14 protein-coding genes are annotated in these 25,800 nt (G+C 38.8%); all 14 read right to left on the minus strand.

Annotated elements, in window-relative coordinates:
• Positions 1 to 53: 53 nt before the first annotated feature.
• The 14 genes from AC1FXP_RS15480 to AC1FXP_RS15545 all read right to left on the minus strand — a co-directional run bounded on the left by AC1FXP_RS15480 (position 54) and on the right by AC1FXP_RS15545 (position 25,730).
• The gene (locus AC1FXP_RS15480) at positions 54 to 1,100 is read right to left on the minus strand and encodes a type 2 periplasmic-binding domain-containing protein (RefSeq protein WP_480062889.1); all 1,047 of its coding nucleotides are present in this window, start codon (positions 1,098 to 1,100) and stop codon (positions 54 to 56) included.
• A 66-nt stretch (positions 1,101 to 1,166) separates the two neighbouring features.
• Positions 1,167 to 2,348, minus strand: a complete 1,182-nt coding sequence (locus AC1FXP_RS15485) for an ROK family transcriptional regulator (protein WP_480062891.1) — start codon at positions 2,346 to 2,348, stop codon at positions 1,167 to 1,169.
• A 629-nt stretch (positions 2,349 to 2,977) separates the two neighbouring features.
• A complete protein-coding gene (locus AC1FXP_RS15490; protein WP_480062893.1) occupies positions 2,978 to 4,423 on the minus strand; it encodes a PTS transporter subunit EIIC in 1,446 nt (481 codons plus the stop codon).
• Positions 4,416 to 6,113: a glycoside hydrolase family 13 protein gene (locus tag AC1FXP_RS15495; RefSeq protein WP_480062894.1), complete on the minus strand. Its 1,698-nt coding sequence runs from the start codon at positions 6,111 to 6,113 to the stop codon at positions 4,416 to 4,418. The genes AC1FXP_RS15490 and AC1FXP_RS15495 overlap by 8 nt, the downstream gene beginning before the upstream one ends.
• Before the next feature lie 451 nt (positions 6,114 to 6,564).
• A complete protein-coding gene (locus tag AC1FXP_RS15500) occupies positions 6,565 to 7,557 on the minus strand; it encodes a LacI family DNA-binding transcriptional regulator (protein WP_480062896.1) in 993 nt (330 codons plus the stop codon).
• A gap of 167 nt (positions 7,558 to 7,724) precedes the next feature.
• Positions 7,725 to 9,392 (minus strand): glycoside hydrolase family 13 protein, encoded by a 1,668-nt coding sequence (locus tag AC1FXP_RS15505; RefSeq protein WP_480062898.1) that lies wholly within the window; start codon positions 9,390 to 9,392, stop codon positions 7,725 to 7,727.
• Between the two features lie 23 nt (positions 9,393 to 9,415).
• A complete protein-coding gene (locus AC1FXP_RS15510) occupies positions 9,416 to 10,093 on the minus strand; it encodes a YesL family protein (protein ID WP_480062900.1) in 678 nt (225 codons plus the stop codon).
• Between the two features lie 24 nt (positions 10,094 to 10,117).
• The gene (locus tag AC1FXP_RS15515; RefSeq protein WP_480062902.1) at positions 10,118 to 10,936 is read right to left on the minus strand and encodes a carbohydrate ABC transporter permease; all 819 of its coding nucleotides are present in this window, start codon (positions 10,934 to 10,936) and stop codon (positions 10,118 to 10,120) included.
• On the minus strand, positions 10,936 to 11,796 hold the full coding sequence (locus AC1FXP_RS15520) for a carbohydrate ABC transporter permease (protein ID WP_480062904.1): 861 nt from the start codon (positions 11,794 to 11,796) through the stop codon (positions 10,936 to 10,938). Before AC1FXP_RS15520 ends, AC1FXP_RS15515 begins: the two co-directional genes overlap by 1 nt.
• A 96-nt stretch (positions 11,797 to 11,892) precedes the next feature.
• On the minus strand, positions 11,893 to 13,197 hold the full coding sequence (locus AC1FXP_RS15525; protein WP_480062906.1) for an ABC transporter substrate-binding protein: 1,305 nt from the start codon (positions 13,195 to 13,197) through the stop codon (positions 11,893 to 11,895).
• Between the two features lie 473 nt (positions 13,198 to 13,670).
• Entirely contained in the window at positions 13,671 to 19,316 is a 5,646-nt protein-coding gene (locus tag AC1FXP_RS15530; protein ID WP_480062908.1) for a GH32 C-terminal domain-containing protein, read from the minus strand.
• A 1,027-nt stretch (positions 19,317 to 20,343) separates the two neighbouring features.
• Positions 20,344 to 22,737: a GH32 C-terminal domain-containing protein gene (locus AC1FXP_RS15535; RefSeq protein WP_480062910.1), complete on the minus strand. Its 2,394-nt coding sequence runs from the start codon at positions 22,735 to 22,737 to the stop codon at positions 20,344 to 20,346.
• A gap of 230 nt (positions 22,738 to 22,967) precedes the next feature.
• A complete protein-coding gene (locus tag AC1FXP_RS15540; RefSeq protein ID WP_480062912.1) occupies positions 22,968 to 24,314 on the minus strand; it encodes a glycoside hydrolase family 68 protein in 1,347 nt (448 codons plus the stop codon).
• 81 nt (positions 24,315 to 24,395) lie between these two features.
• Positions 24,396 to 25,730, minus strand: a complete 1,335-nt coding sequence (locus AC1FXP_RS15545; RefSeq protein WP_480062914.1) for a glycoside hydrolase family 68 protein — start codon at positions 25,728 to 25,730, stop codon at positions 24,396 to 24,398.
• Positions 25,731 to 25,800: the final 70 nt, after the last annotated feature.

Raw genomic sequence — 25,800 nt, forward strand, 5'->3', positions numbered from 1 at the left:
GGGAATGCCTCCTTAAAATTTGGAATTCCCTATTTTTTTGCAAATACTATTAACTAATTAAGCAACTCATAAGCATTGATTGCCTTTTCTACTGCATCATCCAGATGAGCTTGGGCATCATCACCATAAACTTCAAAATGATTCAGGCCGATTTCTTCCTTCCAGTCCCTAAATTCGTCTGTAGCCCAAACTGCTTTACTTACTTCAATAACTTTGTCTGCCCATTCCTGATCTGTTCCAGTTCGAGCCGTAATGAACCCGCCTGCTGGAAGAATTGAACCAGAATAATCTTTGTTTGAATCTAGCGCAGGGTGTTTGTCATTAACCAATCCTTGTACACTGATAGGTCCATCAGGGCCTACCAAACCATCGAAACTATCTTCAGAAAAAGCTAGCATTGGAATTAAATCGCCTGCTTCAACTTCTCCCATAGCTGCTTGTGTTGTTCCAACAAATACGTCAACTTCACCATTTATAAGACCTAACTTTTGCGCTGCACCACCATCATAACCAACTACCGTCACACTACCACCTTCAACAGCTACAAGAGAACCAATCGCCAGGTGAGGATCAGATAAAGGATTACCGCCTGACATTCTTAAATCTCCAGCTTTCGCCTTTTCAAGCACTTCTTCAAGTGTGTCACCAGGCTTTCCGTATAAAATCCAAGTTCTATCATCAACCGCTGCTAATGGTTTCATGTTTTCTAAATCGAAAGGAACTTGTTCAGTACCATATCTTTTCCCAAATTCATGTCTGTAAGCGTTACCATACCCGAGTAAAAGAAGTTCTTTAGCATTTACATCAATACTTTCAAAGTATGCAGCCCCTACAAACCCATCGCCACCGGTTTTTTGTTCCACGACAAAATTATATTCAGGATACAATTCTCCAGCAATTTTTGCATACTTTCTACCAATCGCATCAGCTGTCCCACCAACACCATAAGGAACAATGATTTTTACCAATTCTCTAGAACCAGAACCTGAAGTTTTTGTTTCTGCGCCTTCGCTTGACCCGCTTTGCTGACAACCCACAGCAACAAACATCATAAGGATTGACATTAGTAAAAATAACCCCATTTTAAAATTACTTCTCATGATAACATAGCCCCATTTCTTATATTATTATGGCAAATTAGCCCTTACCACCCACATAATAATGCTTTAGATTTCTCTAAATCCACCCATATCATAAAATAACTCTCTTAGTACTAGCTCTGCGACTCCGATAGCATCGCTAGTAGGATCTAAGTCAGAAAGTTTTATGAGCGCCGTAGTGTTGAACCCCAAATACTCATTAACCTTTGTGTTAATCATTTCAAAAATGCTCGGTTGACTAAATATCAATCCGTAAACACAAACGTATTCCGGATTAAACAATATAATACTGTTTGCGAGAGATTTGGCGAAAAGATCATATCGTTGCTCAAAAATTGAAGTAATCGATGGATCTTTCATTTCTAGCAGTTCATTGACACTTTTATAATCGATTATCGAGAGATTTTCATTAATAATCAGATAACTATAATTAGGACCAAGCTTTTTGATGTCTTCGATAATCCCCTTTTCCGAGATGAGGGCTTCAAGGCAACCTGTCCTCCCACAGCGACAAGTACTATTAGCATCTGCATCTACAATGGTGTGACCAATCTCTCCAGCTTTATTATCAACACCTTCAATAATGGTTCCGCTTTCAACGATCGCCATCCCTAGTCCTGGTCCGTATTTAACAAATAGAAAGTTTTCACTAGTCTCTTTAATACTAAAGTCCACCTGCATCATAGCAAGCGCTTTCACATTATTGCTTAAAACTACCTTCAACCTCAGCTTTTTAGCCATTTGGACTTTTATGTAATCGATATCTACGTTTTCCAATTCACCTATGTAGCTTATACCAATTCCGAGAACCGATTTTTTATCTATACCATTCATCCAAAGGAGATATAAAGCTTTTTCAACAATAAGATCTATGACCTCATCTTTGTCACAACCGTCACCACTAGAAAATTCATGAATATAACTTTCAACAGTTTCGCCTAATAAGTTTGTTATGAGGACTGTTATGAAAGTTTCAGAAATAGTTAGACCTAAAACATAACCAAAATTTTTGTTTAACTCTAGCAAAACCTTTTTTCTTCCGACAACACCTGTTTCTTGATTTCCTGTTTCGACGATTATTTTTTCATCAATCATTTCAGAGGTGATTGATGAAATAGCTGCTTTCGTCAATCCTATTTGATCAGATATATCTTTACGAGAGATCCCTGGTTGTTTCCTCAACACTTTCAGAACCTTGCTTCGATTCTGAAATTTCACGTTTTTCTGGCTTAGCCCTAATTCAAGCAATCTACTCCCCTCCTTTGAATATTAGTTAACTAAATAAACCAATAAATATAACAACACCTAATTATCTCATTTATTCATTCCCTTAACTAATACTTTTGACTCTTTATAACCGATTGCAGCAGGCTCTATTATATTAAAACCCGAATTGGTTAACTCAATTTACTAATTATGTTTTCATAATATATTATACCAATCTATATGTCAATAAAAATAGTTAGCGCTTTCATAAAAAACCTAGCAAATTAGAATATTCCCTAATTTTGCAGTACCTTTAAAAATACCAAAACTTCAACACTATCATCTTCAACCAATAGATATTAATTCTTTCGCCGATAAAGACGTCTTAACTTATTTAGTTCCCTAAATCCCACCAAAACAAATATATTTCTTCCTGGAATCACGGTAGGAGAGTTAGTCGCCCTCAAGCGGAAGGATGCAAGCTTCAAAAACAACACGATAATAATTACCAAAAAGTAATAGAATCCTATAATAACACCATTGAGCACCTATATTAAAAGTAATCCTTCTTTACGAGGAACTTCTTTTAATTTAAAGAAAAAAAAAAAAGATAAAAATGAACTGCCGTCGCAACTCATTTTTATCATAAAGATTCAACCGTTGATTAGTAATCAACCCACATTTCTAACTTTCACCTCTTCATCTTCGACCATAACTTCTTTTGGTACTGCAAATAAATAAGTAATGAAAAATGCAGCAACAAAAATGATTACGGATACAACTAGGTAAGCAAGAAGTTGACTCCAATCATAAATGTACATTAAAGGCGAAAGAACGACTGCTAAACCATATGAATTTGCTTGTACATTCAATAAAGAGAGAATGGCACCTCCTACAGCGGAACAAGCAATCATAACATAAAGCGGTTTCGTACTATACCTCATTACTACCCCAAACAAGGCCGGTTCACTAACACCAAGCAATTGAGTCGCCGTCGCACTCGCTCCTGTAACCTTCACTGTGCTTTTTTTGGCTTTCACTGTAATTCCTAAACAAGTACCAGCATTCGCAAAACCATACATTGCACAAAGAGTAATTAAAGGGTTAAATCCAGTATTAGCAAGCATGGTAGTTTCAATCATAATAAATAAATGGTGCATTCCCGTCATAACCGCTAACGGGTAAATAAAGCCAATCATTAATCCGCCAATACCAAGTGGAATATCGATAAGTTGTGTTACTACTGTTACTAATCCCGCTTCTACAAAATGTAATAACGGTCCTAAAATAAGTAATCCTGTAATCATCATAGACAACAAAACAAAGAATGGAGTAAAAATCAAATCTAATGCATTCGGCATGACAGCACGTAACTTCCTCTCAAGTTTCGCTCCAAGAAACCCTACAACTAAAGCTGTTAACACACTACCTTGATAACCAACAATCGGTATGAAACCAAAAGCGATAATAGGTTCTACCCCACTATTAATGTCTGCGACTGCATATGCATTTGGCAGAGCAGGAGAAACTAGCATTAGCCCCAGCACAAAACCAATGATAGGCATACCACCAAATTTCCTAAAGGCAGACCAACAGATTAAAGCTGGTAAAAAAGCAAATGCTGTATCTGTTAGGACTGCTGTTAGCGTTAAAAGGTACTCAGGAATATCACCAATACTCATGCCAATTAATCCTAAGAATGCATCACTAGTCAAAACACCTCTTAGACCAAGGAATAAACCCGTTGCCGCAATTATTGGGATGATCGGAATAAAGATATCGGCTAACGTTCGTACCGCTCTCCTGATTCCCTTTTCCTTATTTTGAGATGAGGACTCCTCTTTTGCTTGGTCATCCTCTTCATCGGGCCTGCCTCCTCTTAAAGCAGAATAAACTTTATTGACTGTTCCAGTACCTAAAATGACCTGATATTGACCTGCATTATAAAATACGCCTTTTACTTCATCAATTTTTTCAATGGCCTCATCATCAATCTTTTTCCGGTCTTTAACGGAGAATCGTAGCCTTGTTGCACAATGAACATACGATTCAATATTATCTTCACCGATGACTTGAATAAGTTCTTTTCCTATACGTTCGTATTTATTTTCACTCATCATAACCCTCTTCTTTCTTTTGGAGTATTAGTGCTTGGTAAGGTTTTAATGAACATTTTTGTTCAGATACGGTCTCTTCTTCGTAATTATTTAAAAGAACATCATACTTGCTATATTCTAATTCAACTTTTTGATCCTCAGACGAAAAGTTGAAATAGCAAACAACTTCTTCAGTCCCAAACTTTCGTTTATAGGCCACAATCGTCAGATGATCTTCTAAAATAGGTTCAATCTCTCCATAAATTAAGCATTCACTTGCCTCACTCGACTGTCTAACTTGAATCATTTCTTTATAAAACCGCAAAATCGAATTCGGATCTTGCTCTTGCTGTTCCACATTGATCACTGTGTAATTCTCGTTCATCCCTAACCAAGGCTTCACTTCTGAGAACCCACCATATTCCTTGTTACTCCAGTGAAATGGCGTTCTAGAATTGTCACGGCTTCGTAAATTAATAAAGTGAAGTGCTTCTTCTTCACTATAGCCTTCTTTCATAGAACGATAATATTGGTCGATGCTAGAGATATCATCAAACTCTTCAATACTTTTACGTTCAAAGTTCGTCATGCCAATTTCTTGACCTTGATAGATAAATGGAGTCCCGCGAAGATAGAAAAACATTGCACCCAGCATGGACGCTGAATAAAAGTTTCGGTTCTCTTCTTCTTTTATATACTTGCTGATCGATCTGTTCTGATCATGATTCTCTAAAAAGTTCGCTCCCCAACCAGCTTTTTGGATTTCCTTTTGACTCGTGAAAATTAAATTCTTTAAATCTAAGACATTCCAATCAATTCTTCTAAACCACTCACTTCCAGAAGCAACATCAAGGTCTGCATATCTAAAATCAAAAATCATTGAAAAGTAGCCGTTGTCTCCGATGTAATCCCCATATTGCTCATAAGGTACTCCAGGAGCTTCGCCAATCGTTACACAGTTATATTTTGAAAATGTCTCGTCGTTTAATTCATGTAAAAAATCCTCAATCCCTGGTTGATTACGGGCCTTTTTTGTACATTTGACAAGTCCATCAACTCCATCAGCAGGAATATTATCATAGTTTTGATCTTTCTTAATAAACGTAATGGCATCTACCCTAAATCCAGCAATGCCTTTATCAAGCCAGTAATTCACCATTTTATATAGCTCTTCTCTAACTTCTTTGTTTTCCCAATTTAAATCAGGTTGTTTCACATCAAATGAATGGAAATAGTACTCATCTGTACCTTGCAAAGGCTCCCATACACTTCCACCAAATACAGAGCGCCAGTTAGTAGGAGGTTGACCATTTTCTCCTGTTTTTAAAATATAATAGTCTCTATACTTGCTAGTCTTTGGATTTTGAAGTAAATCTTGGAACCATGGATGTTCATCTGATGTGTGATTGATAACAAGATCAAGGACAACCTTTATCCCTTTTTCTTTTGCCTTATCAATTAACTCATCCAAATCTCTCATTTCTCCAAACTCTGGATTTAATTGATAATAATCTGAGATATCGTAACCGTTATCAGCCATAGGTGATTTGTAAATTGGACAAATCCATACCATCGTAATTCCTAAAGACTGTAAATAATCTAGTTTTTGTGTAATGCCTTTAATATCCCCTATCCCATCATTATTTGAGTCATAGAAACTCTTCGGATAAATTTGATAGATTACTTCTTTTTGCCACCATTTCTTTTCCATGTTGTTTCCTCCATTAGATAAAGTTCTAGTTGTGGTATCGGTTCCATAAAACTCCAAAAAAAGTGAAGTTATAAATTGTTAATTAATTCAATGTTTTTTTATTACGTTTATACAAACAGGACAACGGAAACCACTAACAACTATATGGTATCGGTTCCACATACAAGTAAAAAATATGTCTAGTTTCAACTATAAACCACACTGTAAAAAATCCATTTTGGTTGTGGAACCGATTTCTATTTCTATTATACTTTTTATTCTAAAACCCTGTCAACGCTTTCTTTTAAAATCATTCTATTCCAAAATTATACATACGATACAAGCACTACTCCGTAATACACTTTTCCCAAGATTCTTTCGTAAAAAAAATACAAAGGGGTGTCTCAAAAGGTCAAAAACAGACCTTTTGAGACACCCCCCTTGTTTTCTTAATTGCAGATTAAGTTGCACATTATGTCGATTGTCGTACAATCAATTCTATTGGAAGCTCGTAATTTCTTATCTCCCTTTCTGGATTCTCTAGCATTTCAATCATTACTTCAATTGACCTTTCCCCCATCAGATCAACAGGTTGGCGAATGGTCGTTAGTTTTGGATCTAGTATTTCCGCAATCGGTTGATCATCGAATCCAATAACAGCTAGGTCATTAGGAATTGATAGGCCTTTCTCTTTTGCTTCAATGACAATCCCACCTGCCACTTCATCACTCCCGGTAAAAATAGCAGTTGGGCGGTCCTCCATCTCTAAAATTTGTCTTAGCACGTGTTTACCATCTTCAATCGTATGTTGATCAATGAAAATCCATTTTGGATTAATCTTAATTCCTGCCTCACTTAGCGCTTTTTGAAACCCCTGATTACGATCTTTCCCTTTTCCCTGCTCATCAAACAAGCCTCCTGTACAGTATGCAATCTTTTGATGTCCACGTTCTATTAAATGATTCGCACCTATATAGGCCCCTTTTGCTTGGTTCAATCGAATCATAGGAGCTACCTTTTGGTTAACATAATCATTACATAACATAATTGGGCCATATTCGTTATATGACTCAATAACGTTCCAATCATTTTCAGTCGAAGTCATGATAATTCCATCAACTTGCTTTGTTTTTAATAAATTTAAAAAGGCTATTTCCTTTTCTTTATCTTCATAACTTTGGCCAATCAACACTTGATATCCCTTTTTGGACGCAGCTTGTTCAATAGAATTTATTAAATGCGCAAAAAACAGATTCACAATTCTAGGTACAATTACACCTATCGTTGTAGTTAACTGCCCCCTTAGCCTTCGAGCGGAAGGGTTTGGTATATAACCAAGCTCTTTCATCGCCTTTAGTACTTGTTCTCTCTTTTTGTCCGAAACGTACGGATGGTTATTTATCACACGTGAAACCGTCGTTTTTGATAATCCTGATAATTTTGCAACATCTGATATATTAGCCACTTGTCGATCACTCCACTGTTTTTAGAACATGAAATCATTTTCATATAATTATTTTACTTTAACATAGAAACATATTGCAATGGATAGTGGCTGTCATTACTCTTACTTTTTCTATCAACGAGCCGATTGTATGATCCAACCTTTAATTCAATGATGAAATTTTCCTATTAATCCAGTTCATAAACCATACACTCATACGGCCGAACCGTAACATTTCCATCCAATAATGAAGTATCTTCATAGTTTCCAAGTACAATTTTCTTTGACCTTTCCCCAATATTCAACTGTACTTCTTTATTTGAGAAATTGGTGATCACCAGTAACCTTTGATCCTGAAAGCTGCGCGAATAGACATAAACATCTAAATGGTCATTAAATAGCTCCTCGTACATCCCAAATTTCAATAATTCACTATACGATGAATCTCTACGGATTTGAATTAGCTTTTGATAAAAGTAAAACAATGAATCTTTATCCTCTAAAGCTTTTTTTACATTGATTTGATTATAATTTTCATTGACTTGTAACCAAGGCTCTACATAAGAAAATCCGCCATTAGCATCGTCACTCCATTGCATTGGAGTTCTGGCATTGTCTCTACTTCTTCGGTAAACAACTTCAAGCGCTTCTTCTTTTGAGTAACCCGCATCAAGGGCAACATTATACTGATCAATCGAGGAAATATCGTTATAAGAAACAATTGTTTCATATTGAATGTTCGTCATGCCGATTTCCTGGCCTTGATAAATATATGGCATTCCTTTTAAGAAAAAGTAGGATGCAGCTAGCATCTTAGCTGATCGGTCGTTGATATCTTCTTTTGGAATAAAGCGATTTAATGACCGCGGCTGATCGTGGTTTTCTAAATATAAAGCGGTCCAGCCATTCTTTTTGATGGCTTCTTGGTTTTTCGTTAAAGCACTTTTAAAATCCAAAAGTGTCCAATCCTTCTTCGCGTGCCATTTTCCACTTTCGTCCATGTCCATATCCACATGATCAAAACGAATCAGCATATCAAAGTATCCATCATCACCACTGTACTCAGATAACTGGTCAAGATCCACTCCTGGTGCCTCTGCTACCGTAAAAATATCGTATTTTACAAAGGACTCTCCCTTTAGTTCAGTTAATAATTCACCAACACCCGGATAATTCGGTTTAACAACCCTCAAGCCATCCTTACCATCTGGAACTTCAGAATGAAACTTTTCTGGTTTTTTAATAAACGTAATTGCATCAACACGAAATCCGCCAATCTCCTTATCTAACCACCAACGAATCATGCGATAAAGCTCTTCCCGAAGCTCTCGATTTTCCCAGTTTAAGTCTGGTTGCTTTTTCGAAAAGGAATGGAAGTAATATTGTCCCGTTATTTCATCATATTCCCAGCAAGAGCCCCCAAAAATCGATCGTAGATTATTCGGAGGGGTGCCATCTTCATTTGGATCACGCCAAATATACCAATCTCTCTTACGGTTTGTTAGGCTGCTTTTAGACTCAATAAACCAAGCATGCTCATCTGATGAATGATTAATAACTAAGTCCATTATGATCTTAATCCCTCGTACACCGGCTTCATGAATTAATCGGTCCATCTCTTCCATTGTCCCAAATTCTTTAGCAATATCTTCATAATTAGAAATATCATATCCGTTATCGTCCATTGGTGATTCATACACAGGACTTAGCCATATAACGTTAATCCCCAATTCCTTTAAATAATCAAGTTTTTCGATAATACCATTTATATCACCAATTCCATCTCCGTTCGTATCCTTAAAGCTCCTTGGATATACCTGGTAAACGACTGAATCATGCCACCATTTTTCTTGCATATTTCCCCCTCCTAAAACTCCTATCACTTTTTCTCTATAAGCATTGAATACATTTTTAAAAATAACGATACCGAAATAAATGAAATAATGGAAAAGCTAAAAAATATAAGCAAAAACCTTAGTTGATTTACACTAACAAACAAATTGATAGCCGTTGTCATAATAATAATGAAACTTATTAACGGTTTAGCTACTGTAAAAAAGAGCGCTTTTCTTAGTACATCCGATACTCTTATGTCATAATGCACCATAACAGAAAAAGAATGAATCGTTACAACAAACAAGAACAATCCAATCCCAACAAAAACATACGTGACAAAGGGGGTAATATCACTGAAATAAAATATATCCCCGACTGTAACCACCCATGCCGTTGTCAGGACAATTCCTATTTTCAAACTACTTTTATAATTCTCTTTGTAATAGTTCCAATAGTCACTTATTACAGTATCCTGTTCTTTTTCCATCGCCCAATCTCGACTCACTGCAAATAATGCAGAAGTCGCAGGGAATACAACAAGAGGAGCAGTTACGGTTACGTATAAAACGGTCAGTATCGAGAGATCATAGGATTCTAGCATGATCGTATTAAGCACAACAATCCAGACTGGAAACGTGAATGACAGCCATAATAAATTAGCAACAGCAAATCGAGAGATCCACTCACTGACCAAGTAGAAACCACTTATCAACTTTCCCATCACTTACTCCCCCTTGTTACACCATTACTTTACTGCACCTTCAGAAACACCTTTAATAATTTGTTTTTGCGCAAAGAAATAAAAGATAATGACAGGTATGATCGCGATTGTCAAACCTGCTAATGCTAAGTGCCACTGACGTGTATATTGGCCAAAAAACATAAACATTCTAAGCGGAATGGTTGATTCGGCATCACTTAAAATAAGAGATGGCAGTAAGAAGTCATTCCAAATCCAAATTACATTCAAAATCCCTACCGTAACAGATATAGGCTTGAGTAACGGAAAAATAACATGCCAAAATGTTTGAAACTTTGTAGCACCATCAATCGTTGCTGCCTCATCCAACGATTTGGAAATTCCAGTCATAGCACCGTGATATAGGAAAATAGCGAGGCTTGAACCAAATCCTAAATACATAAAAATTAATCCAAAGCGATTTAGCATATCCGCCTGACCAAATAATGAAATCAAAGGAATCATAACAGCTTGGAAAGGAATAAGCATAGCCGCTACAAAAACGAGTAGAATAACCCCACTTGTTTTACTCTTATTTCGAGATAAGGCGTATCCAGCCATAGATGAAAAGAAGACAATAACAGCAATGCTAATAACTGTTATAAGTAGTGAGTTAAAGAAAGATTGAACAAATCTTAAATCAATAAAAGCTTGAACAAAGTTATCGAACACTAACTCTTTTGGTAATCCTATTACATCAGCAAACATATCACGTTTTGATTTAAATGCGTTTACAACCATTAAATAGAAAGGAGAAAGCCAAATGAAACCTAATAAAAGACTCACAATTTGAAGCCAAAATAAATTTCCTTTTTTCCTCTTCATTATAAGTCCACCTCTCGTTTCTTATTGTAGTAGACTTGAGTGACAGCAATTGCCGCTACAATGATAAAAAAGATGATGGCCTTTGCCTGGCCATACGCCATTTGATTGCTGGTAAATGCTGTATTTACGATATTCATTGCTACCATCTCTGTTGAGTTGAATGGACCACCATTAGTTAAAGATAAATTTTGGTCATAAATTTTAAAGGAGGTAGAAAGAGTTAGGAACATACTTATAGTAAAAGCTGGCGCCACTAAAGGGAATGTGACGTTACGAAAACGTTGGAACGCGTTCGCACCATCCACTTCAGCAGCCTCAAGTAACTCATTCGGTATGCTTTGTAAATAAGCAATATAAATGATCATGATATACCCACCCATTTGCCAACAAGTCAAAATAACAAGACCCCAAAAACCGGTACCTGGTGTTGATAACCAACCAGTTAATCCCGGTATACCAAGAGAATGACCAATGTCTGCAAATACACTAATAAAAATAAACTGCCAAATAAAACCTAAGATTAACCCACCAATTAAGTTAGGCATGAAAAAGATCGTACGAAGGAGATTACTTGACTTGAATTTTCTAGTCACAAGTAAAGCTAACCCTAATCCAATCACATTAAGCATGATGACCGTTACAACCGAAAAACGAAATGTGAACCAAATAGAACTAGTAAAACGGGCATCTTGAAACAGTCTTATATAATGATCTAGGCCAACAAACTGGTTATAGGTCAGCCCATTCCAATCTGTTAAGGAATAATACAATCCAATGAGCAAAGGAATGATTACGACAAGGCTTAAGCTTAAAATAACAGGCGTTAAAAATAGCCAAAAAGATACATCACGGTTCCTCATTCTGTTACCTCCTCTAATATCAATGGGACATCACTCCCTTGATGTAAAAACAGCTAACAACTCCTAATCGTTAGCTGTTTAGGTTTAAAAGTTCGACTATTTCCTCTTGCTTTCCCATTCATTAACAGAATTATCTACAACTTGATCCCAAGAGATTTGTTCAGCAATATACTCTTGAATGTTAGCACCTAAAATGTCTCCCCATGGATTCGGATACCCCATGAATACCCACCCAATGGTTTTTCCTTCAGACGAATATTCATAAATAGTTTGAGACAATGGGTCTGCAATCTTACTCTCATCAAAGCCTTCATACGCTGGAATAAAGTTCAATTGTGTTAAAACAGCCTCTTTCCCTACATCCGATGTATACAGCCAATCTAAGAAGTCTTTAGAAGCTTGAACCACTTCAGGATCCTTGTTGTTATTAACTACCCAATAGTTTGGTACTCCAACTGGTAAATGTCCTTCATACCCTTCCAGCGGAATTGGCAGAATCCCTATTCCATTTTGGGCAAAGTCAGGATCCATTTCATTCACGGATGGATAAATCCAGTTTCCTTGTTGAATCATCGCCACTCGCTCTAATGAGAAATATCTTTCTACTTGCTGTGAATAGTCAACACTCAAGACAGGTTGAACAGAATAGTCACTTTGAAGATCGACCATTCGTTGTAATTCATCACTTCTCTCAAATTCTAGTGACCCGCTTTCATAGGTTTGTAATACATCATTATCAAACTCTGGAGCAATATACACATTTGCCAAGTGGTTTCCAGTTACCCATAATTCACTTCCCGCTAGTGCGAAAACAGCATCGATATCGAGCTCCTCTTTTTGCTCGTCGATTACCTGTACAGCTGCTTCTAGATCTTCAATAGTAAGTATTTCTTCCGCATTGATGCCAGCTTCTTCAAAAATACGTTTGTTATAGATCAACCCGTAACCCTCTAGGTTAAAAGGTAGACCAAATACTCCTTCTTCAGTTGTAATCCCATCTAATGTCCCTTCTAATGCTAAAGAAGCAGCTTTTGTATCCGATACATCCGCCAAATACTGTTGGTAATCAGCTAATTCAGAAGGCCCTGCAAGACTGAAAATTTCAGGTTCATCTCCTGCCGAGAACCTTGAACGTAAGGAAGTAAAATAATCACTTCCCCCACCTACTGCAGCAAAATTAATGCTGACATTTGGATTTTCTTCCTCATACTGACGAGCTAACTCCATAAACTGATCTCTAAACTCAACCTTCCCCTGAAAAATATCGATTGAAATCTGCTCTTCTCCAGCAGCAACTTCCGGAGATTCTGTCGTTTCATTGCCTGTATCACCGCCACAGCCTACTAGCAAAGATCCCATTACCATAGAACCTAGAAATAAAGATAGTAATTTCTTTTTCATAAACTCTCCCCCTTGGATACTTATAATGTGTGATACGTATTTTTAAGTAGAAATTCGTCTAATGTGGTATCGGTTTCAAAAGAAAGTCGATAAAACCACCTCCTCAAATGTGAATATGAACTGATTAACCTTCCACTTCAGTATGGTATCGGTTTCAAATTCATTTATAAAAATTACCCTCACAAGGAGAGCGAAAAAGATACAACGCTTATAAAACAAATTATAAACATTATTGGAATCGGTTTCAATAGTTTTTTTTAATCTACAAAATCAATAGATGTCTGTAACATGAAATAATTAAGATTCTTTCCCTTCTATCCAAGTCACACATGGTTATTTCTCATCCCCGATCAACCATTTCACATCATGAAAACGCAGCTCAGTCGGATTGCTGAGCTGCGCTTTAGAAACAGGCAAGGTACCGCTACTTCTCCAGCTTTATATTCTGCTTTCTGCTTATTCCTTTTGGCACGTCAAAACGGCAATGGAATACGTTCTAGTATGTTTTGAAAAATCCCTTTTCCCTTTCCTTTCTTTTCATTCTTTCCTTTTCCTTGCTCTTCATCTTGCTTTTCCTCTAAACCAGTTAAATCAAATTGAGTACTCGGGTCAACTGGAACATTTACGTTATCAAGGTTGATATGGCCCCAGCCGCCTGTTGCTTGGTCCACCACTTTCAAATACAATTCCTCACCGATATACTCAGATGCATCCCACCTCACTCGGCGATATTGTTCCGAGTTGTGACCAGTTGCCTTCATGATATATTCATCATCTGAGGCTCTCACTAATGCGACATAAAGCTGGCCTGGAATGTTTCCTCCTGCTACTAAGAAGTCAATTTGGCCATTGCCGCCTAAAACAAAGTTTTGCGACTTCATAACCCCTGTTGCCTCATCCCCTCCCTGATCAGGATGGAAGCCCCAATAATGATAATGGTTCACATCAAGATCTGTATGAGCTTGATTGAACGGACCGCCCCAGCCCCAATCGTAACGATCGGTAATATGATCATCTGTAAACGCATTGCCTTCAGTAATCCAGCCCGTTAAATCTCCTGTCTGGAAATCGTGATTGGGCAAGTCAATCGATTCTGGAGCTTGTTCGGCATCAGGCCAATAAGCTGGAACCGTCTCTCCATAAGCAGAACCTAGCTCCCATACTTCCATTGACTTAATCGTCACTTCTCCATTTTCACTCCATAACTCTAATCCAAGCGCATCAGAACGAGTCGGGTACACTCTTGATGTTAAACTCTTATAGCCATTTGCATACGCTTCAACCATTGACCGGTCTAAGTAAATATGGAGTTTCAAATTTTCTCCATCTAAATCCATGACATCTCCTTGGATTCCTTTCCGAACATCGGGATCTAAACTAGATTTATTTCGATCAATCGAATACATGGAATTCTCGTAGTCATAATAGATCAGCGTTTCCTCTTCTCCATTTTCACTGCGTCTTACTTTGATTCCAAATTCACTCGCATTTTGATTGTCTACTTCTAAAATAATCTCTAATAGATCTCCCTGAACATCTGATAAGAGCTTATTTGCTTTTGAGATCTTCGTATTTTTAAAAGAAGCTACTTGTTCCATTCGCAGCGCTTGCAGCTCTTTAATAGGTACGATTCCAAGTTGATTGTTATCTCGTAATGTCAGGCTTAATGGCAGTCCAGCATTATGTGCCCAACCTGCGTCATGCTGCGCTTGCTCTGATCGTCTGCCTTGAGCAATGCTAAACAAAATCGAACGTCCATCGTGATTGACAAATCCACTTGGACCGGTGAAGTGCTCACCCTTATCGAATATTCTCGGCTCTGTGTGATCAGGAGTAAACTCTAAGGTTTCCTTATTCCACGTTCCGATCCAATGCCAGACATATTTAATGTTGTGCGGGCTGTAGCTTTCATACCACGGATTAATTAGTAACACATGTTTGCCTGTGTTATTTCCTTCATCGTCTTTTAACGGCAAGAATACAGGCAGCTCCCAAACTTGACCGGTCTCAGGGTAGTTCTCGTAATCCCCAACAAAAAACGGCTTTTCATATTTCCAATTTTCTAAGTCGGTTGATGTATAAAGAAGAGCTGTTCCACCTACGCTTTTGTCACCATTTCGAATCCCAGAACCGACTAATTGATACCATGTATCTCCCTCTTGCCACACATATGGGTCTCTAAATTGTCCGTACCATACTTCACCTTCATCGGCATGTAAATTTGGTGCTTGAACCGTTATAGGCTCATCATTCATTTCCCAATATGGCAAGTTAACATCTCCGTCTTTTGCAAATGTACTTCTTGCAAGACCTGTCATTTGGTTCGGAACTTTACTATCATCACCTGCGGTAAACAATAGAACCGGCAGGCCATCTTGATCAAACGTTGCATCCCCTGACCATACTCCATCCGGTGTCACAGATCCTCCTTCTGGCGCTAGGGCAACCGGCATATCTTTCCAGTGGATCATGTCATCACTAACTGCGTGTCCCCAGTGAATATGGTTCCAATATGGTCCTTGCGGGTTATGCTGATAAAAGATATGGTATTTGCCATTAAAATAAAACGGAGCATGCGGCTCATTCATCCAATGTTCAGGTGAAATAAAGTGATACTGCGGACGATGACGGTCTCCGTCAAAGCGGCTGCGGTCCATTGCTAAATTCGGCGTTGGATGCTCGCCGTTTTCAAACGTGTCCACATATTTGTTGTAAATCTCGCTTACCTTTTCCGAACTATAGGAAGCATTATGAATTTTCACTTCATCCATTAAGCCATTAAACATATTCGCGGAAAACGTCCCATTAATAATGGCTGGATGATTATGTTTCCCAATGATAAGTGGCTCATTGGACGGGGTTATATTGGCATGTAACGGCGTTTTCGTCGTTCCTGCTGCCTCACCATTTACATACAACGTGAGCTCGCTCTTTTCTTTATCATATGTGGCGACAATATGGGACCATTTAAACTTTTCTAGCGGCTTATCTTTATCTGCCCAAAGTTCAATCCATTCACCGTTCATGCCGACCTCAAAGGACCAGCTTCCATGTCGGCCCATTCCTAACGCAAAACCTTCATTTTTGCTTTTATCATGCTGGTTCACAATGATTGACTTTTTACCTTCATTTCCCCATTCATAAGCTCTTGGGGCTACCCAAGCTTCAATGGTAAGGGCATCGGAGATTTTAGTGAACTCACTTGCTTCCCTTTCAATATAAGTAGAATAGCCATCAAACAGCAAACCGCTGCCAACAATCCCCTCTCTCCAAAGCGGATCGGAAGACGGTTTATCAATCGCATCATTAAACACATAGTCAATATAGTCCTTGGTTTCACTAATTTCGTCTTTGGCAGTCGTTCCGGCTCCTTCATCAAAAGACCAATAGGAGACAGGACCATGATGCAAGACGTTAAAATCATCGACATTAATGTGCGACCAGCCGCCAGAATCATCGTTATCAACGATTAACAGATACAGCTCTTCTCCGATGTACTCAGAGGCATCCCACGTTACGCGGTGGTAATTCTCGGAATCATCAAACCACTCATTCGTTTGACGCATTAATTCTTGATCATCAGACGCTCTCATTAAGGCAACGTATTGATTTTCAATGTCGTTTCCTCCACCAATTAAAAACGTAATCTTCCCCTTACCAGCTAGAGCAAAGTGACTAGATTTTATTTTGGCCGTCTTATCATCTTTCCCCCAAAGGTGATATTCGCCTTCTTTATTAATCGGTTCAGGATGCCAGTAATCAACTTCTGATGTTACATCATCGTTATCATACGTTCCTTCTAATACTGTCCATCCAGTTAAATCTCCGGTTTCAAAACCTGGATTTTCAATCTCGTTCGATATGACATCCTCATTGGAATGAAGCACTTGAAAGTCATCGACATTAATATGCCCAAAGCCGCCGGAGTGCTGATCCACGACTTTAATAAACACCGCTTCACCTACGTATTCAGACGCATTCCATGACACTCTCCGGTACTGCTCTGTATTGCGGCCAGTCGTTCTAAATAACTCTTCTCCCGTTTTCGCCTTCACCAATGAAACGTAGAGATTGTTTTCATCTTGGCCGCCCCCTACTAGGAAGCTAATCGTTCCATTTCCATCTAACTTAAATAAGCTTGATTTCATCACACCTGTACGAAGGTCAGAACGATCATCACGTTCGGCACCTGCAAATCCCCACACATGGTACGTACCTTCTTGATTAAACGGTCCACCCCAAAATTGAGTTTCATCCGATACCACTCCATCAAAGGCACTTCCATGTGTAATCCAGCCCGTTAGTTCACCTGTTTCAAAACTGGCATTTTCAATGTCTGTCGGTAAACTCCCGACATCTATTTCACTAGGATCATAGCCATAACTTCGTTTAAAATCATTTTTATAACCCGGTGTAAAATGAGCCCGATTTACTTGAAAGATTTCAAGATTTTTCAGGTGAATCATGCCGTCATCAGCAAACAATTCTAACCCTTTGCTGTTTGGATCAGGGAAAATTTGCTCCGTAAAAACGACTTCACCGTCGTTTATAAACACTTCAACAGATGAACGATCCACAAATATATGCAGCTTGAACGTCTCTTGATTCGATTCTAACGAAGCCGTATGCTTAGCGGCAAAATCAGGATGGAAATCGATGATTCCTGATTGTCGTCGATCGACATAGGCTTCTTCCCTATCCTGTTGATAGCCAATTGCGGTATACTCCGCATCGCTTTTTCTTACATGAAAGCCGATCTCATTGGCTGTCGATTGCTCAAGGTCAATTTCAGCAATAATTTCTAGCGTATCCCCTTCAATCTCAGATAACAGAGTGTTTGTACTTTCTACCGTCTCATTCGTCCAGCTCACGCTTTCTCCACGCAACGATTCTAATTCGTTCACGGGAGCTTGAGCTAAACGAATTCCTGCACTCGTTGTTTCTAATCGTAGCTCTCGAGGCAGTGTCATCGCACTTCTCCACGGGTCGGTTGGGGTATCACCCGCATACTTTGGCGGACTCATCCATCCAAGCAAGATTGGACGGTCATTTGGTGTGTTGCTCCATGTCACACCTGCATAAATGTCCGCCCCATAGTCGAACCACTTGATTTCTTCCTCATCTGGGATGAAGTTCTCTCCATCAAACTCGCCAATAAAATAGCCGATTCCTTGTCCACCCGTTGGACCATTTGCCACACTTGTTAAAAGTACCCATTTTTCCTGTAGTCCTTTCTCTGTTTCAACCGGCAACTTCAACAAATCCGAGCATTCCCAAATGCCAAGATCTCCATTCACCGCTGGGTTTTCAAAGCGGCTTACCTTTGTCCACTCTTTTAAGTTGGGAGAGGTATAGAAGTCCACTTGTTTGCCGCTCGCTATGACAAAAACCCATTCATTATGATCATCATGCCAAAATACTTTCGGGTCTCTGAATACACCGTCTCCGCCATTACTCACTTTCGTTTCTTCCGGCATATCGATGACAGGATTGCCTTCATATTTATCCCATGTTCTTCCTTTATCGTTGCTGTATGCTAAACCAACTGTTTGATGATCATTGCCAAATTCATACGAAAAGATTGCGACTAACGGCGGCCCGCTGCCATCGCCAAATCCGCTCGTATTGTTCTCATCGACCACTGCACTTCCTGACCAAATAAAACCATTTTCATCTGGATATAGAGCGGTCGGCATATGCTCCCAATTAACGAGGTCTGTACTAATCGCATGACCCCAATACATCGGTCCCCATACTTTATCGGTCGGGTTATGTTGATAAAACAAATGATATTCTCCATCCACATACACCATTCCATTAGGATCATTCATCCAGTTTTTTTCTGGCGTGAAATGAAACTGTGGCCGAAACACTTCATCATAATATTCTCTAGGGATATTTTCATTCGTTTCCTTTTCTTTTGGTGTTCCTGGTTCTTCTGGTGCTTCTTCCTCTTCAGACACTGCGTCTTCAGCTCCTTCCTCTTCAGGTGCTTCTGTTGCTGGATACTGATCACCAGCAGGTGTTTCAGCTGAAACTGGATACAACAAAAATGGTTGACTAACTAGTAAAATAACTAGAAACAATAGGATCCATTTTAGGAACTTCCTTTCTCTCATACCCTCTTCCTCCTAAAAAAATTTATTTAGAAACAATTTTTTTCTATCCTCATTCGTAAGCGCTTACGCAAGCGATTACGTAAAAGGAAAAAGAAAACATACCTATTACCCTCATAAGACACCTTAGTCCGGTGGACACAATGATCTTAAAAAAGATCCCGATTTGTGAACATCCGTCAATTTTCACCTCTTCCTCAATTTCCTTTGGAAAATCTAAAAAGAACTGTCGAAACAAAAAGATACTAAAGTCATTGGCAACAAACGGAACAATTTAGCCCGTATAGGTGTTAACCCAACCAAGGTTATAAACAAGAACATAAAGTGGGAGGAAAATACCTTCAGACGGAATAATCAATGTCGCAATGATGACAGCCAGCCAAAAATGACGCAGCGGAAAAAACGCCCTGATCGAACCAATATCTTGGAAAATTAATGCCAAAGATCAGTTTTGCTCTACTCACTCTAATTCCCCCTACTTTTCATTTTTTCAAAGTCTCTGTAAAACTAGCAACCTTACAAAGCAAAGTGAATATTTACATCCCTTTTTTGAAAGGGTTTACATAAATTATATAGACATAAACATATATATGTCAAACGTTTCCATATGATTCATTCATATTAATTCACAACTATATACGTGATAATCTTTGTGTTTACGGTGTTTTATTAAAAAAAATTATTTTTCCAATTCATATCTTCACTATTAAAAGTGAAGATATCGATAAAAATAAGAATACGTTACCACATTTGTACTACACTTTTAGTCCTTTACACGAATTCTTCAAAATCCAAAGCTCACAACAATCAAGCAGCCAGCAGATCGCCTTGAACGGGAGTTATGCTCAACTTTAGTAAAGGTGATTGAGGACAAGGAAGACGACAAGCCGAATAACACGATTGTTGATGTCAAACTGATAAAAGGAGAAACGACGTAATAATCAGGCGCTTTGATCGGGCACCTTTTCATGAAAAAAGGGTCAGCCCACCGTACTTTCGCAATTGGGGTCTGACCCTTTTTTAATTCTTATTAATAGGCGCTTCCCATTCTCCATACATTCATTTTCTTCACTTCAGACTCTCCCTCTGTAAATAATTCTAGAAAGAGAGAATCGTCTCTTGATGGATATACGCGTGTCGTTAAACTGTTTACTCCATTAATATAGGCTTCAACCATGGAGCGGTCAAGAAAGATACGGAGGCGTAAAAGGTCGTCTTGAAACTCAACCTTTCCTCCTTGAATTCCTTTTTCCACATTATCTGAAAGACTAGAGTGCTCCCGATCGACATTCATCATTTGTTCGTCAAAATCATAGAATAGGAGTGTTTCTTCCTCTTGATCTGGTGATTGACGAACTTTTATCCCGACTTTTTGAGCCTCTTTTCTTTCAATTTCTAATTCAATTTCAAGCATGTCTCCACTGAGGTCTGCTATTTGTTGGTTCACGTCTTCTATGGTAGAAGGGGTGTCGAGAGCATAAAGGTGTTCTTCTCTTAAACGTTCTACTTCCTGAACAGGTTCTACTCCTAAACGGTGATCGTCACGAAGCGAAAGGACGATTGGTAAACCAGCATTGTGAGCCCATCCGGCATTGTACCGACTTTCTTCGGTTCTTCTATCCTGTGTAATCGAAAAAACAATGGCTCGGCCTTCATCATCGACCATTCCACTTGGTCCTGTAAAGTGTTCGCCGACATCTAGCAACTGCGGATCCTCTTGATCAGGGATAAACTGATAGGTTTTATCATCCCACGAGCCGATCCAATACCAGACATATTTCACCGCATATTCACTATCGCCGTCAAACCATGGATTAATGAGAAAAACATATTTTTCTTCACCGCTACCGTTTTCCCCAATCGGTAATAGAACGGGAAGCTCCCACACATCACCCGTTTCCGGATAGTTAAGGACATTCCCAATCATAAGAGGATGCTCATAATGCCAATCGATTAAGTTATCTGATGTGTAAACAAGCGCTGTTCCTCCAACTGACTCCTCGCCGTCTTTTATTCCTGAACCAACAAGCTGGACCCATTTATCTCCAGATTTAAAGACAAACGGATCTCTAAATTGACCATGCCAAACAGTTCCTTTTTCCGTTTGAATCTCTTCTTCTTGAATGGTGACGGGGTCTGGATGCTTGATCCAATTAACTAAATCAGGATTTTGGTCATCTAAAAACGTACTTCTTGCGAGCCCCGTCATTTGATTTGGCATCATGCTATCATTTCCTGCGGTAAAAAATAGAGCTGGGTTGCCTTCATCATCGATAATCGAATCCCCAGACCATACACCATCAGGGTCGACTTGATCTGCTTCAGGGGCTAAGGCAATGGGTAAATCTCTCCAGTGAATCAGATCATCACTGACTGCATGTCCCCAGTGAATACCGCCCCAATAAGGGCCCGCTGGATTAAACTGATAAAATAAATGGTACTGTCCGTTAAAGTGAAGCGGAGCATGCGGCTCGTTCATCCAATGCTCTGGGGGAGTAAAATGATACTGAGGCCGATGACGATCCCCCTCATATCTGCTTCTATCCCAGGCAAGTTCCGAACTAGGATCAGGAAGCTCACCATCAATAAATTGATCAAAGCGTTCCTTAACAAAAGACGGTTCAAGTGCTTTTTGATAAATTACTACCTCATCAATTAACCCATTAAACATACTCGCATCAAAAGTATCACTTATTTTAGCAGGGTCATTATTTTTTCCGATTCGAAGTTCTTGATCAGGGAAGGCGATCGTAGTATGAGGCGGAATCTCTAGATAGCCTGCTTGTTCGCCATTCCGATAAAGAACGACTTCGTTTCGTTCTTTGGAAAAAACAGCAACAAGATGGGACCATTCATTTCGAGGAAGTCTAAATTCCTCATCTGCCCACACTTCTAACCATTCCTCACCTGTCCCAATTTGGAAAGACCATGTTCCATGACGAAACACACCTAATTGAAAGCCTTCATTCTCCTCTTGATTGTGATAACTAACAATTGAAGAGAGTTTCCCCTCATTTCCCCACTCAAACGCACGAGGCGCGACCCAAGCTTCTAGTGTCATCGCATCTTCCGGGATATCCAGTGTCGATGCATCAGCTGATACCCAAGTTGAGTAGCCATCAAACAGCAAAGCGTGCCCAGAAACCCCTTGTTTCCAAAGGGGATCGCTGCTCGGTTTATCTACTGCTTCATTAAATACATAATGGATGTGATGTTCTTGATTGGAATGTGCTTCAACGGTTGTCGTACGTGTTCCTTCATCAAATTTCCATAAGGCAGCCACACCCTCTAAAGATTCATCTTCTTGTTGAAGTTCAAGAGGCTCCTCTTCAACTTGCTCTTGCTCGACATCTGAATCACTTATAGCAAACCAGATGATCAGTGCTATAACAATCATAAAAAAGATTACTAGATTTCGTTTCATGATGCTCTTCACTCCCCTATATGAAAAATCAATGAAAGTAGACTCTCACTTTAACCATAAGAAGTTGACTTATAATTATAACTAAAAGGTAACCATGCACAATGGCGCTCAGTAAAAAAACTGAACGCCATTGCTTGTCCTTCTCGTTTATTCCTAACTGACAGTCAAAATCCGATAAGTCTTGTTATCTATCAATGTGGATGAAAAATAACCCACTAATGAAAGTCACTTTATTTAAAAACCCCTTGCTTCTTTTCATGAAGGATCTTAGTTTCATTGCGTGTGATAGATATTTTTAAAGAAGGTGCCAGCATTCCACCGAAATGGTCGAATTGATATTCAGGTGATTGCTCGCCAATTTCATAAATATCTTTACCATCCACATCAACATAATTCACAAAACTAATGACAGTGCCATTCGACATAACCATCCAAGAATAAGCTTGATACGGATTATCGGTTGGGTTTGCGATAACTAGCCCACTTTCATTCAAGGGTTGATAGCCTCCAAAAAGTGAATCTGAAGTAAACCCATATAACCCTTCCGGTGCCTTAAGGCCTGAGGCGAATTTCTCATTGTGCGTTTTTACAAAAAGATAATATTTGTTTCCTTTTACCATGACACTTGGTCTCTCCAGTTCATCATTTACATAGTTCGCTTCCAACAATGGTGGTAGCAAATTAAAGTTAGTCAAACCTTGATTTGCTGCTTTGGCAATACCAACACTGCCATTAAACGCTTTTGATCCATCAGGGATAACATGGTTTTGACGAAATGCTGCCGAACCAATGTATTCTTGTTTATATGATCTGTCTTCAAGCTTCCCTGCAGAGTTTCCTTCAAACAAAAGATATTCTTTCCCAGTCTTTGGATCCTGGAAAAAATACGGGTCACGAAATGCATAGGAAGTTTCTACTGGACCTGTTTGTTCATTTGTTTGATAGTATTCTCCATCTGCCTCAAGAATAATTTCATGTGTCGACCAACCTTCAAATGTCACACTTGTGTTCGTTGTTTTTATATTTGCCGTTGCGGTTGCGATTCGTTGATCATAGCTTAGTTGAGTTTCACCTTTTTTACCTGTTGCGGTGTAGAAAATTTGTAATTTCCCATCTTTGTGAACAATCGAAGATCCAGCCCATTGTCTTGAGCCTAATGCTTCTCCATCTTTAAAAACAGGGCCACCGGATTCCCAACTCTTACCATCCTTTGAATAGAAATAATGAATTTCAGCTGTATCATGTCGCTTACCAGGAAGGACATCATTAGGCACTGACAAAGCAAAAATAATTTTAAAGCCGTTTACGACAGCTGGATGACCATTCTTTTCTTGTAATGGCCAAGTATCCCAAATATAAAAGTCTGATGTGATTTGAATAAGTTCGTCTTTATTAATAGTAGGTGCAGTATTATGAGCATTCATTGAAAGATTACTAACATCTTCACGAGTCCAATTATAAGTATCAATATTTTCTTTGGCATATACACCAGTACTTACAATAGGAGCGAATATAGCAGAAAGGCCTATCATCGCTGCTAAAAAAAATGGGACCTTCTTATCTCTTTTACTTTCCATTTATATCCCCCCATATTCTTGTAGTATCGCCTTTGATGAAACAGCCTCTCACTTTAATCATGAGAGGCTGACTCATTATCATTATCTGATTACACCCTGTCCTAACTCAGTCACAATATGCGAACGGTCACGATTCAATGCAATTTTTAAAGATGGTGCGGGCATTCCGCCAAAATGTTCAAATTGAAACTCATGTGATTGGTGACCAACATCTGCAATCGTTAAATCACCTAGATCAGTAAAATGAACAAAGCTAATGACTGTTCCATTAGGCAGAACCAACCAAGAATAAGCTTGATATGGATTATCTTCAGGGTTAGCGATGACTAGGCCACTTCCATTTAGTGGCTCATAATCTCCAAATAAATCATCTGAAACAAATCCGTATAATCCTTCTGGACCTGTAATTCCAGGAGCAAATTTATCAAAGTGTGTATCTGTGAATAGGTAATAGTTATTCCCCTTCACAATAATATGCGGTCTCTCAAGTTCTTGATTGACACAATTCGCTTCTAGTAAAGGAGGAAGCAATTCAAATTCCGTATAATCGTCATTAGTTACCTTGGCAATTCCAATGTTTCCATTAAATAATACGGATACTTCTGGAACATCATGACTTTCAGCAAATTCTGGTGATCCACTGTGTTCGGGCAAGCAAGAACGGTCAGCAGGCGCTCCACTAGAGTTTCCTTCAAAGACAATGTACTCTTCACCAGACTTAGGATCTTGAAAGTATTCAGGGTCACGGAAAGCATAAGCAATATCCCCTTGATTTCCTTGTTCTTGAGTTTGATAGTATTCTCCGTCTGCTTCAAGGATTATTTGATGATCGGACCAATTTTTAAACGATATTCCATTTTTAGATGCAACCACATCAGCAGAAGCTTTGGCAAAGCGCTGCTCATAAGTAATACGCTCTTCTCCTTTACGTCCAGTAGCAGTATAGAAAAAGTGAAGTTGATCATCCTCATCGATCATAGCTGATCCTGCCCATTGTCTTGAACCTAATGCGTCACCTTTTTCAAAAACAGGACCTCCACTAATCCAGTCCTTGCCGTTTCTTGAGTAAAAATAACGAACTTCGGCAATATCATGGACTTGACCAGGTAGTACATGACTTGGAGCTGAAAGAGCAAAAATGATTTTATACCCATTTACAACAGCAACTGAACCATCTTTATTTTTAAGAGGCCATGTATCCCAAGTGTGATACCCTTCATCTAATTTTTCTAATTCATCCATGTTAATAACCGGAGCTGTATTACGATCATTCAGTTCGATTTTCGTAACGTGTTCTCGTGTCCAATTGGATGCCGTATAATCGTTTGCTGCACCTACTGTTGCAAGGGGGGAAAGGATGGCAGAAAGTCCGATAATCGTTGTCGCTAATAACAAACTTCTTTTCTTCTTTTTCATTTTCTTACCTCCTAGGTTTTTAATATTTCGCTAAGCTGATTAACGTGAAGGAATGATTTGACCTTCTGCT

Source organism: Halalkalibacter sp. HAAS-P013 (assembly GCF_056619925.1).

Excerpts from the sequence above, each read along its gene's own strand:
- AC1FXP_RS15480 (WP_480062889.1), bottom strand. The coding sequence starts at position 1,100 with ATGAGAAGTAATTTTAAAATGGGGTTATTTTTACTAATGTCAATCCTT.
- AC1FXP_RS15490 (WP_480062893.1), bottom strand. The coding sequence starts at position 4,423 with ATGAGTGAAAATAAATACGAACGTATAGGAAAAGAACTTATTCAAGTC.
- AC1FXP_RS15495 (WP_480062894.1), bottom strand. The coding sequence starts at position 6,113 with ATGGAAAAGAAATGGTGGCAAAAAGAAGTAATCTATCAAATTTATCCG.
- AC1FXP_RS15505 (WP_480062898.1), bottom strand. The coding sequence starts at position 9,392 with ATGCAAGAAAAATGGTGGCATGATTCAGTCGTTTACCAGGTATATCCA.
- AC1FXP_RS15510 (WP_480062900.1), bottom strand. The coding sequence starts at position 10,093 with ATGGGAAAGTTGATAAGTGGTTTCTACTTGGTCAGTGAGTGGATCTCT.
- AC1FXP_RS15515 (WP_480062902.1), bottom strand. The coding sequence starts at position 10,936 with ATGAAGAGGAAAAAAGGAAATTTATTTTGGCTTCAAATTGTGAGTCTT.
- AC1FXP_RS15520 (WP_480062904.1), bottom strand. The coding sequence starts at position 11,796 with ATGAGGAACCGTGATGTATCTTTTTGGCTATTTTTAACGCCTGTTATT.
- AC1FXP_RS15525 (WP_480062906.1), bottom strand. The coding sequence starts at position 13,197 with ATGAAAAAGAAATTACTATCTTTATTTCTAGGTTCTATGGTAATGGGA.
- AC1FXP_RS15530 (WP_480062908.1), bottom strand. The coding sequence starts at position 19,316 with ATGAGAGAAAGGAAGTTCCTAAAATGGATCCTATTGTTTCTAGTTATT.
- AC1FXP_RS15535 (WP_480062910.1), bottom strand. The coding sequence starts at position 22,737 with ATGAAACGAAATCTAGTAATCTTTTTTATGATTGTTATAGCACTGATC.
- AC1FXP_RS15540 (WP_480062912.1), bottom strand. The coding sequence starts at position 24,314 with ATGGAAAGTAAAAGAGATAAGAAGGTCCCATTTTTTTTAGCAGCGATG.
- AC1FXP_RS15545 (WP_480062914.1), bottom strand. The coding sequence starts at position 25,730 with ATGAAAAAGAAGAAAAGAAGTTTGTTATTAGCGACAACGATTATCGGA.